Source organism: Nocardia sp. NPDC050408 (genome assembly GCF_044458905.1).
In the GTDB taxonomy this organism is placed as follows: Bacteria; Actinomycetota; Actinomycetes; order Mycobacteriales; family Mycobacteriaceae; genus Nocardia.
In genome coordinates, this window is the sequence record NZ_JBITIL010000002.1 from 581,574 (window position 1) to 592,087 (window position 10,514).

At 66.1% G+C, this 10,514-nt stretch carries 10 protein-coding genes; 6 read left to right on the forward strand and 4 right to left on the reverse strand.

Going from position 1 to position 10,514, the window contains the following annotated elements; translation table 11 throughout:
* Positions 1-50: 50 nt before the first annotated feature.
* Together ACIBJI_RS07535 and ACIBJI_RS07540 are read right to left on the reverse strand one after the other, a co-directional pair.
* On the reverse strand, positions 51-1,304 hold the full coding sequence (locus tag ACIBJI_RS07535; RefSeq protein ID WP_364351797.1) for a hypothetical protein: 1,254 nt from the start codon (positions 1,302-1,304) through the stop codon (positions 51-53).
* A gap of 152 nt (positions 1,305-1,456) precedes the next feature.
* Positions 1,457-1,897 carry a hypothetical protein gene (locus ACIBJI_RS07540; protein ID WP_364351794.1) on the reverse strand — a complete coding sequence of 147 codons (441 nt, stop codon included), beginning with the start codon at positions 1,895-1,897 and terminating at the stop codon, positions 1,457-1,459.
* Positions 1,898-2,181: 284 nt separating this feature from the next.
* Between ACIBJI_RS07540 and lexA the strand changes: the two genes are divergently transcribed.
* Positions 2,182-2,835: a transcriptional repressor LexA gene (lexA, locus tag ACIBJI_RS07545; protein ID WP_364352059.1), complete on the forward strand. Its 654-nt coding sequence runs from the start codon at positions 2,182-2,184 to the stop codon at positions 2,833-2,835.
* Positions 2,836-2,861: 26 nt separating this feature from the next.
* Here the strand turns inward: lexA and ACIBJI_RS07550 are convergent, their stop codons facing one another.
* On the reverse strand, positions 2,862-4,445 hold the full coding sequence (locus ACIBJI_RS07550; protein WP_364351791.1) for a carboxylesterase family protein: 1,584 nt from the start codon (positions 4,443-4,445) through the stop codon (positions 2,862-2,864).
* A 125-nt stretch (positions 4,446-4,570) separates the two neighbouring features.
* Between ACIBJI_RS07550 and ACIBJI_RS07555 the strand changes: the two genes are divergently transcribed.
* The 5 genes from ACIBJI_RS07555 to ACIBJI_RS07575 are packed head-to-tail and all read left to right on the forward strand — an operon-like array spanning position 4,571 to position 9,848.
* Positions 4,571-5,914, forward strand: a complete 1,344-nt coding sequence (locus tag ACIBJI_RS07555; RefSeq protein WP_364351788.1) for a cytochrome P450 — start codon at positions 4,571-4,573, stop codon at positions 5,912-5,914.
* Complete coding sequence (locus ACIBJI_RS07560) at positions 5,911-6,810, forward strand: alpha/beta hydrolase (RefSeq protein WP_364351785.1); 900 nt, start codon at positions 5,911-5,913, stop codon at positions 6,808-6,810. Before ACIBJI_RS07555 ends, ACIBJI_RS07560 begins: the two co-directional genes overlap by 4 nt.
* Positions 6,794-7,651, forward strand: a complete 858-nt coding sequence (locus tag ACIBJI_RS07565; protein WP_364351782.1) for an SDR family NAD(P)-dependent oxidoreductase — start codon at positions 6,794-6,796, stop codon at positions 7,649-7,651. Before ACIBJI_RS07560 ends, ACIBJI_RS07565 begins: the two co-directional genes overlap by 17 nt.
* Complete coding sequence (locus ACIBJI_RS07570; RefSeq protein WP_364351779.1) at positions 7,648-9,183, forward strand: NAD(P)/FAD-dependent oxidoreductase; 1,536 nt, start codon at positions 7,648-7,650, stop codon at positions 9,181-9,183. The genes ACIBJI_RS07565 and ACIBJI_RS07570 overlap by 4 nt, the downstream gene beginning before the upstream one ends.
* A 35-nt stretch (positions 9,184-9,218) precedes the next feature.
* On the forward strand, positions 9,219-9,848 hold the full coding sequence (locus tag ACIBJI_RS07575) for a TetR/AcrR family transcriptional regulator (RefSeq protein WP_364351776.1): 630 nt from the start codon (positions 9,219-9,221) through the stop codon (positions 9,846-9,848).
* Here the strand turns inward: ACIBJI_RS07575 and ACIBJI_RS07580 are convergent.
* Positions 9,845-10,510, reverse strand: a complete 666-nt coding sequence (locus ACIBJI_RS07580) for a class I SAM-dependent methyltransferase (protein ID WP_364351773.1) — start codon at positions 10,508-10,510, stop codon at positions 9,845-9,847. The two genes, ACIBJI_RS07575 and ACIBJI_RS07580, sit on opposite strands and share 4 nt — an antisense overlap.
* Positions 10,511-10,514 lie beyond the last annotated feature (4 nt).

Genomic DNA, 10,514 nt, shown 5'->3' on the forward strand with positions numbered 1-10,514 from the left:
GAGGGGTCACCAACCGTCTCATACGTCCCAACTACCCCGTCGACCGACGCTCAGTCGAGTTGCCATTGCGTCGCCAGATCGGCGATCAGATCCGGAATGCGCGCGATCATCCGGCCGTGCGCGAGCTTGTTCCAGAAGGATTCACCGAGCACCACCTCGGCGAACGGCCGATTGCTCTCCATATCGATATGCCGCGGCACCAGATCGCCGGTGATGTAGGTCCAGCGGGTATCGCGGTCGGCCCAGTTGAAGTCCGGCAGTGGGGTGCGCAGCGAGACGGTGCGGCCCGCAATATCCGCACTGACTGTGGCGGGTGCGAAAACACCGGGTGCGCGAACGCCGGGGACGGCGGGCTTACCGGCCACCGTACTCACGTAGGTCATTACCCGCCCCATCGAGCCGCGGCCCGCCGAGGTGAGGTCCCACTGGTCGGCGATGACGCGGTTCTGCTCACGATCGGTCATGCGGATGAGTGCGTCCACATATCCGTCGCGGGTATGCGAATCGATCGATCGCCAGGCGGTGCGGATATCGGCATCGATCACCCCGGCCGCGTACATTTCGTCGATTCCGGCCATCCCCTGCGCGGCGTAGGCCTCGTGCATCGGGACCAGATCGGTGAAGATGTGCTTCTGCATGATCATCAGCCGGGTCTGGTACCAGGCGACATCCTCGGCGCTCAGCCGCGAACCCTCGGTGGCGAGCAGCCGGATATCGGCGGGCACCTTGGCTACCAATTCCGGTGGGGTGTTCCGCAACAGGTCGGCGACCGCACTGCCGAGCTGATGGACACCGGGCACGTCGAGCACCAGGCCGACATCGCTGAGATCGAAGAAGCCCGAGGCGAAGGAGCCGCCCGCGATTCCGGCCAGACCCGCCCACCAGTACTCCTGATGCTGACTCGCCAGTCGGAAGTAGTTGACGTACACCTGGCTGAAGGTGCGCTGGTTGGCACGCACACCGAGCGCCGGATCCCAGGCCGCGAGGTCGATATCGGCATTGTGGGTAGAGACCACCAGCCAATACTGCTGCAGCAGTGTGGCATAGCGGCTCGGAGCGACCCCGTCGGTCCTGGCCTCGTCGAGCGCCGCACGCAAGGTCGATTCGTCCAGAGGCAGTGCGGGATTCAGTCCACCTCCACCGGCACCGTCCCCGTTGAGCGCGGGTAGGTCCAGGTACGCCTCGTATGCGGATGCCGCCTGTGCGGCCGGAATCATGGTGAGCCCGAAGATAAGACAGGCCAGCAGCCCGGCGATCCGGGCGAGTAGACGGACGGCGTGGGCAGCGGTGGAGCGATGCGTCATTGCGTGGTGTCCCGAAATCGTTCGTCGGCAAGAGTTGCCTAGGTCACGTTTTCAGGCACAGTAGCAACATGTTCTACTTTGTAATCGACAATTTCGGCCACGCTTCGCGGCGGCTCGGCCGGTCGCGATCCGCCACACCGGCTTTTGACGAGCTACCGCGGCAAACCCACTCCTACACCATCCGGAACCGACTGCTGCTCGACCACGGCGGGCACCGTTGTCGGGGTCTCGCCGCCGAAAGTTCCTGCGCGCCAATGCGCCATGCCGATCAAAGCCGTCACCACCAACGCGCTCAACAGCGCGGCCACAGCGAGCACCGCGAAGCCGACCTGCGCCTGTTCGACCAGCGCCATCGGATGCGGCGCCTGCGCCTGACGTAGCGCGGGCGTTCGAATGGGACCGCGGCCGTAGCGCACCACAGCACCGCCGGGCCGACTGTCGCGCGGCCGCCGATCCGTCGCGGCGCGCGCGGCCTCGAGGGCGCGAACGCCACCGCGATGCGGGCGCTGTACGCGCGGAACGGATTCGAAGCCGAGATCGACGTCGGCCTCGTCCTCGAGGTCGGTGCTCAGGGCGCTGATCGCTGTGCTCATCGGACAAACCTCCGTGAAGGGGTGTTAGTGGAGTGCTCAGGTATGTCGCGAGACGATGGGAGTAGCTGTTCGATCAAATGTTCGAAGAACTTGTGTTCGATTTCTACCACGCTGCGCCGACAAAGTCAGCAGAAAACGCCGACATGCCTCGAACAGATGTTTGATACATCGGCGCGACCGGACTAGATTCGTTAAACGAAATCAATGGACACAGAAGGGCGGTTGCGGTGAGCCACACAGACGACACGGGCGACGAGAGCGGGGTCGGCAACGACCCGTCCGGTATCGGGGCGGATCTCACCGTGCGTCAGCGCAGAGTCCTGGAGGTCATCCGCACCTCGGTGAGCGAGCGCGGCTACCCGCCGAGCATCCGCGAGATCGGCGATGCGGTCGGACTCACCTCCACCTCGTCGGTCGCCCATCAGCTGCGGACCCTCGAACGCAAGGGCTATCTGCGCCGCGACCCGAATCGCCCACGCGCCGTTGACGTTCGCGGTCTCGACGAGGCGGTGCGCGCGGTGACCAGCCTGTCGACCAACGAGGATGTCGAGACCGGGCGGCCCGTCCCGACCTTCGTGCCCGTGCTGGGTCGAATCGCCGCCGGTGGCCCGATCCTGGCCGAGCAGGCGGTGGAGGATGTCTTCCCGCTGCCGCGGGAACTGGTCGGTGACGGCTCGCTGTTCCTGCTCAAGGTCGTCGGTGAATCGATGGTCGACGCCGCGATCTGCGATGGCGACTGGGTGGTCGTGCGCCAGCAGAATGTCGCCGACAACGGCGATATCGTGGCCGCGATGATCGAGGGCGAGGCGACGGTGAAGACGTTCAAGCGCACCGGTAAGGATGTCTGGCTCATGCCCCACAATCCGCTGTTCGAACCGATTCCGGGTAATGACGCGCAGATCCTCGGCAAGGTCGTCACGGTCATCCGCAAGATCTGACCCGGTTCAGCACGATCCGACCCAGTTCAGTGCGGCAGCATGGGCGTCCAGAAATCGGCCCGATGGTCGGCGGCGTAGGAGTCGATGAGCCGATTTCCGCTGGGCCGGAAGGACATGACGAGCGGCGCAGCCGGGTCGTAGGCCGGCATCGGTTCGAGACCGGCCGGATCCGGGCGGGCATCAATGGCGAATCGGGTCCAGTACCTTCGCATTTCGGCGGCGAGGCGCTGCTGGTCCGGTGTCTGGACGGCGCCGTATAGCCAGCCGAGGTCGCGCAGGCTCCACAGCGATGCCAGTTCGCTGGCATGGTACGCGCCCAGCGGGAAGATATTCGGTGGGCCGAGCGGCGCCGGGTCGTCGAAGGAATAGGTATAGGTGGGGGTTCGCGGGCCGAGCCCTTCGTATTCGACAACCAGCATGGTGAGGATGCGATCAGTCCAGGCACGTGACAGTGCGAGTGCGGGCTCCGGGTAGTCGGCGGCCGGATAGGTCTGTTCGACGCGGTCGAGTTGCTCCTGCGTGAGGTCGGGCATGGCGGCGGCCAGTGCGTCGCGGTATCCGGCGGCGGTCAGCGGCCTGCCAAGGGGCACACCGTATTTCATGTAAACCCACAGCGACATCTCGTCGTTGTTCGCACCGACCAGCGTGGGCACATCGGCGAAGCCGCCGTTGCGCACGGCCACCTGTGGCGCGGACGGTAGGAACTGGCCCCCGTACACAGTTGGGGTGATGGAATCAGCCACCAACGTATCGACCGGCAGCGCGCGCAGGCACGCCGCGGTACCGGGCCCGGTGCATCCGAGACGTGCCGCGTATGCGTCACCATCTGCCAGTGCCGTCGCGGCCGGCACACCGGGGCTGCACGGCCCGCTCTCCATGATCGCTGCCCGGAACAGCCCACGCGAGCTCGGCGCGACCATCTGAGTGCATACCGATGTCGCGCCGGCCGACTCGCCGGCCAGCGTCACGCGTTCCGGATCACCACCGAATGCCGCGATATTGCGCCGCACCCAGCGCAATGCGGCCTGCTGATCCAGGTAGCCGTAATTGCCGGGCCCGGAACCGTCGTCCAGCGCCGAGGCGGCGAGGTAGCCGAGGGTGCCGAGCCGGTAGTTGATCGTGACCACGATCAGGTCACCGTCACCGTGCGCGATCAGCGGCTCGGCGCCGTAAACGTCGCCGGAGCCGGTAACGAAACTGCCGCCGTGGATCCAGACCAGCACCGGGAGCCCCCCACCGTCGGCGGGCAGGTTGCGCGGGGTCGAAACATTCAGATAAAGACAGTCTTCCGATTTCGTCGGGTTCGCACCGACTATCCCGTAAAAGTCGTTGTCCTGCGGGCAGCTCGGCCCGGTCACCGCGGCATCTCGAATACCGGGCCACGGTGCGGCTGGAGCCGGTGGCCGCCAGCGCAATTCGCCGACCGGCGGGGCGGCGTAGGGAACGCCCTCGAACAGTCGATGCTGCGCGGCCACGATGCCGCGCAACTGACCGGTCTCGACGGTGACGAGATCGGCGGCGGCCGGCTGGGCGGGAGCGGGTCCGGCGACGCCGATCAGCACGATGACCGACGCCAGGATGGCGAACCAGCCCCAACGATGCTTGCGCACGCGCTCACGCTAGCCACACGCACCGCGGAAGCGGGCGGCAATCCCGAAAGTGACCCTTGCCACACCCCGGTACGTGAGCGTACCGTGCAGATGGTACGTAGATGTACCGCGCTGGGAGGTGCCGCATGACCACGGTGAAATTGCCCGACGGGCCGACGACTCCGGCCTTCGTACAGGCCATCGAAGTGCTGGCGGGCCGCACCCGCGCGTGGCGCAGATTGCATCAGCGGTACGGCTCGGCGTTCACGGCCTACCTACCCCGCTTCGGGCGGATCGTGGTGCTATCCGAACCGGCCGAGGTGAAGGCGCTGTTCACCGCGAGCTCCGACGTGGTCGATAATGTCGATCTCAATCTCGGGCAGTTCCTCGGCCCCGGCTCACTTTTTTCGCTGCGCGGCGCCGAACACCGTAAGCAGCGCAAATTGCTCACTCCGCCGTTCCACGGTCGTCGCCTCGCGGTGTACGAGACGCTGATCGAGGAAGAGGCGGTGCGCGAGCTGGCCACCTGGCCGCAGGGCCGGGAGTTCGCGACGATGGATTCGATGATGCGGATCACCATGAACGTGATCCTGCGCGCCGTATTCGGCGCCGAAGGTAAGGAATTCGACGAACTGCGCGAGCTGCTGCCCAGACTGGTGCTGGTCGGTTCGGCGCTCGCGGCACTGCCGGTGCCGCGAAAGTTCTTGGGGCAGTATGGTCCGTGGGCCCGCTTCGCCGCATACCGCCGCGACTACGACGAGATCGTCGGCAGGCTTATCGACCGCGCCGCCGCCGACGAGCGGCTTGCCGACCGCGACGATGTGCTGGCAATGATGCTGCAAGCTCGCTATGACGACGGCACCGCGATGACCCGCGGCGAGATCGCCGACGAACTGCTAACTCTGCTCACCGCTGGCCACGAGACCACGGCGACCACACTGTCATGGACCATTGAGCGGTTGCGCAGGCATCCGGAAGTGTTGCGGCGCTTGGTCGACGAGGTCGACGAAGGCGGTTCGGCACTGCGCGAGGCCACCCTGCTGGAGGTGCAACGGGTACGTCCGGTCATCGACTCGACGTTCCGCAAGGTCCGCGCGGAGTCGATGCAATTGGGTCGGTGGACCCTGCCCGAGGGGCAGAACGTGCTGGTCAGCATTCGGCTCATGCACGACAACGAGGAGCTGTTCCCGAATGCCCGCGCCTTCGATCCGGATCGTTTCGTCGATGTCCGGCCCGGCACCTTCAGCTGGATTCCGTTCGGCGGCGGCGCCCGGCGCTGCATCGGTGCGGCCTTCGCCACCATGGAGATGAATGTCGTATTGCGCACGCTGCTAAGGGATTTCACGCTCGAGCCGACCGACGCGGCCGATGAGCGAACGCACTTCCGCGGTGTCGCGCTGGTGCCCGCCAAGAAGGGCCGCGCCGTGGTGTATCGCCGCGCGCCCCGGCCCAGCACGACCGTGGCCAAAGCCGAACAGGTGACGGCATGACCCAGCAATTCGCCGACGTGGGCCACGGCGTCACCCTCGCCTACGAACGCCTCGGTGATGGCGGGACTCCGGTGCTACTCGTCGCCGGACTGGGTCAGCAACTGCACGACTGGCCCGATGGTCTCTGTGAACTCCTCGTCGCCCGCGGCTACGATGTCATCCGCTTCGACAATCGCGATGTCGGCGCGTCGACACACTTCGGCTTCCCACCTCCGAGTCCGCTCAATTTCTTGCGAAAGCGTTGGCACACAGCGCAATACGATCTTTCGGATATGGCCGCCGACACCGTGGGGCTACTCGACGCGCTGGAACTGAGCTGCGCGCATGTGGTCGGAATGTCGCTCGGCGGGATGATCGCGCAGACCGTGGCCGCCCGCTATCCGGCCCGAGTCGCCTCGCTGACCTCGATCATGTCGACCACCGGTGCGGCACGGGTCGGGCGACCGGCCCTGTCGACATGGCGGTTGATGTTCGGCCGACCTGCTCGCACACGCACCGAACACATCGAACGCTCGGTGCGCATGTTCCGCCACATCGGCTCGCACGGCTATCCGTTCGACGAACAGGCGGTGCGCGCCGCCGCGGCGACGACCTGGGACCGCGATCCCCATCCGGCACCGGGCGTCGGCCGTCAGCTCGCCGGCATCCTCAAATCCGGTGACCGCACCACGGAACTCAGCACCGTCGTCGCCCCGACGCTGATCCTGCACGGTGACCGCGACCTCATGGTGCATCCCACCGGCGGCACCGTCACGGCAAGCGCCATCGCAGGTGCGCGCCTGCACACCCTGCCGGGCATGGGCCACGACCTGCCCGTCGGCGTCCGGCCGACGCTCACCGATCTCATCGACACCCACATCCGCACCGCCAGGAGCACCGATGCCCCGCACCGCTAGGCCGCTGTCCGGCCGTCCCGCCATGATCACCGGCGCCGCCTCCGGCATCGGCCGCAGTCTCGCCCAATTGCTTTCGCGCCGCGGGTCACCCGTGGCCATTGCCGATATCGACGAGGTCGGCTTGAAGCAGACGGCCGCCACGCTGACCGGTCCGATGCTCGTCCGCGTTCTCGATGTGCGCGATGCCGCCGACCAACTCGCCTTCGCCGCCGAGGTCGAGGATTGGCTGACCGAGCCATTGGCGGCGGTATTCAACAATGCCGGCGTGGCGGTGGGCTCGTCGGTGCTCGACGCGGTTCCCGAAGACGATGAATGGCTGCGGCAGATCAACTTCGACGGCGTGGTCAATGGCACTCGCGCGTTCCTGCCCATTCTGGTCGAACAGAACCAGGGTGTCATCGTGAATACCTCTAGCGTATTCGGGCTGCTCGGAATGCCCAATCAAAGTGCTTACTGCGCGGCGAAATTCGCCGTGCGCGGCTTCACCGATTCACTGCGCCAGGAACTTCGCGGCACGGGAGTGTCGGCGGTGAATGTGCATCCGGGTGGTATCACCACCAACATCGCGCGCAATGCCCGGGTGCGCAAGGATCCCGAGGGACGCGGCCGTTCGCGCGAGCAGATAGCGGCTGAGTTCGAGGCGATGACCTTGACCTCACCGGACAAGGCGGCCGAAATCATCTGTCGCGGAGTCGAACGCGGGAAGTCGCGGATTCTGGTCGGGCCGGATGCCTACGTTTTCGACGCACTCGCACGCGTTGCACCAACGCACTACTACGACATATTCGCGGTGCTGGAGCGGCGTCTGCGGGCACGCGCGAAGGCGGAGGTGACAGCATGAGAGCATCGCGCAGCGATTCGATGATGGGTGGTGGCCGGGAGACAGGTGGACCCGAGCATTTCGATGTGCTGATCGTCGGCGCCGGCCTGTCCGGCATCGGCGCGGCGCACCACCTCCAGACGGCCTTCCCGAAGCGTACCTACGCAATTCTGGAGGCGCGCACGACAATCGGCGGCACCTGGGATCTGTTCCGCTATCCGGGGGTGCGTTCGGATTCCGATATGCACACCCTCGGCTACCGTTTCCGCCCGTGGACACAGGCCGCGGCCATCGCCGACGGGACGTCCATCCTCGACTACATCCGTGACACCGCGGCCGAAGCCGGTATCGATCGTCGAATCCGGTTCGGGCACGAGGTTATCGGCGCATCCTGGTCGACCGAAGCAGCACAGTGGACGGTGACCGCCGAACACGAGGGCACCACCTCGACATTCACCTGCGGCTTCCTTTATGTGTGCAGCGGCTACTACCGCTACGACCACGGCTATACCCCCGAATTCGCCGGAATCGAGGATTTCCGTGGCCAACTCGTGCATCCGCAGCAGTGGCCCACCGACCTGGACTATGCGGGTAAGCGGGTCGTGGTGATCGGCAGCGGGGCCACCGCGGTGACCCTGGTTCCGGCCATGGCCGAGACGGCGGCGCAGGTGACCATGCTGCAGCGCTCCCCTACCTACATCATGTCCGTGCCCACTGAAGACGCGGTGGCGATCCGCCTGCGCGAACGGCTCGGACCCCGCCGGGCCTATACGATCACCCGCTGGAAGAACGTGCTGATCGGCACGCTCATCTACCAACTCAGCCAGCGCCGTCCCCGCATGATGCGCAACTTCATCCGCAAGCAGACGGCCGCGCAATTGCCGACCGGATACGAGGTGGACGTCCACTTCAAACCGACCTACAACCCGTGGGACCAACGGCTCTGCCTGGTGCCGGACGGAGATCTGTTCCAGGCGATCCGGGCCGGGCGAGCCGCCGTGGTCACCGACCGCGTCGAGAAGTTCACCGCCGACGGCCTGCGTCTGGCCTCGGGCGCCGACCTCCCCGCCGATATCGTGGTGACGGCCACCGGTCTGCAATTGCTCGCCTTCGGCGGGATCGAATTCAGCGTCGACGGCCGGGCCATCCCACTGCCGGACACCATGGCCTATAAGGGAATGATGCTGAGCGGCGTCCCCAACTTCGCCTTCACCGTCGGCTACACCAATGCGTCCTGGACGTTGAAGGCCGATCTGGTGGGCGAATTCGTGTGCCGATTGCTGCGGCATATGGACGACAACGGCTATGACCAGTGCACGCCGTGGCCGGATCCGAGTATCGCCACGGAGCCCCTGCTGAATTTCCAATCCGGCTACGTCCAGCGTTCCATCGACCACTTTCCGCGAGCCGGATCGCGACGGCCCTGGCGATTGGGGATGAACTACGCGCATGATGTGCTCGCACTGCGCCACGGGCGGATCGAGGACGGCACCATTCGGTTCGCGAGCCGGGCCACCGCACCCGGCCATATTCCGATACATGTGAGGTCATGATCGCCGTGGCGGCGGGGCGCACTAACCTGATTCTCGTGACCCGTGCCGAGCCCGCCGCCAGCATCGCCGCGGAGAGCACGCCGGAATCCGCATTCCGGCGTCGCCTCCTCGACGCGATGGCCGAGGCCGTGCGCGATCGAGGTTATCGCGAAACAACCGTGGCCGATGTGGTCCGCCATGCGCGCACCTCCCGCCGTACCTTCTACGAACATTTCGACAGCAAGCAGGACTGCTTCATCGCGCTGCTGGCCGAGCGCAACAATGAGACCATCCAGCAAATCTACGATGCCGTCGATCCGGCCACACCCTGGCGCACCCAGGTCCGGCAGGCCATCGAGGCCTGGATCGACGTATCCAATCAGGATCCGACGATCACTCTGGCCTGGATTCGGGACATCCCCGCGCTCGGCGAGGCGGCTCAGCAGCTCCACCACGACGTCGGCGAGGCCTTTATCAATCTGATTCAAAGCCTCACCGCCACACCGGGGTTCGAAGCTCCCGGACTACATCCACCGACCCGTCAGATGGCGACCATCCTCTACGGCGGTTTCCGCGAGCTCATCGCCTCCACGGTCGAAGAGGGCAAGGATATCCGTGACATCGTCGACGTCGCGGTTGATACGGCCATCGCCCTGGTCGGCCCGCGCTACGAGCCGCGAGGCTAGTCCTTCACGGCCGTGAACTGTGCGAGCGCGCCATTGCACACCAGCTCGACCTCGCGCAGACCCGCCGCGGCGATCCAGCCCGACAGCTCGGCCGCGGTACCGGACGGACCGAATACGCCCATTGCCCGCATCACGCGCATGTGCAAGTCGAAACGCGGCCGGACCCCGCGCACCACACAACTGCCGACCAGCCGTCCACCCGGCGCGAGCACCCGGGCGAGCGAGGCGACCGCGGCGGCTGGATCCGGCATACAGTGCAGGCCCGCGAAACTCACTACCAGATCGAATTCGCCGGTGCCGAAGGACAGGTCGACCACATCCGCGCGCACATAGTCGATATCGGACAGCCCGGCGCGCTCGGCCGCGCGGCGCGCCGCCGCCAATTGATCATCGGAAATGTCCGCGGCCACATAGCGGAGCTTGCGACCGGACTCGAGTCGACGCAGCGTCACGCCGCCGCCGACCGGCAGATCCAGCACCGCCGAACCCTCCGCCAGCTGATTCACGACATCCATCGCCGCATACATTCGGCGGGTATCACAGCCCCACATCACCTGTCCCGCAGGCCGGGCCACCTGCGGATGGTCGAGCACGAAGTCGTATACCGGAGCCCCGAGATTCCCCCAGACTCGGCTCTGCCACACTTCCCGGACGTCGGGCACGGTC

What these genes read in the sequence shown, in the direction of transcription:
- ACIBJI_RS07535 (WP_364351797.1), bottom strand. Translation starts at nt 1,304, where the DNA reads ATGACGCATCGCTCCACCGCTGCCCACGCCGTCCGTCTACTCGCCCGG.
- ACIBJI_RS07540 (WP_364351794.1), bottom strand. Translation starts at nt 1,897, where the DNA reads ATGAGCACAGCGATCAGCGCCCTGAGCACCGACCTCGAGGACGAGGCC.
- ACIBJI_RS07555 (WP_364351788.1), top strand. Translation starts at nt 4,571, where the DNA reads ATGACCACGGTGAAATTGCCCGACGGGCCGACGACTCCGGCCTTCGTA.
- ACIBJI_RS07560 (WP_364351785.1), top strand. Translation starts at nt 5,911, where the DNA reads ATGACCCAGCAATTCGCCGACGTGGGCCACGGCGTCACCCTCGCCTAC.
- ACIBJI_RS07565 (WP_364351782.1), top strand. Translation starts at nt 6,794, where the DNA reads ATGCCCCGCACCGCTAGGCCGCTGTCCGGCCGTCCCGCCATGATCACC.
- ACIBJI_RS07570 (WP_364351779.1), top strand. Translation starts at nt 7,648, where the DNA reads ATGAGAGCATCGCGCAGCGATTCGATGATGGGTGGTGGCCGGGAGACA.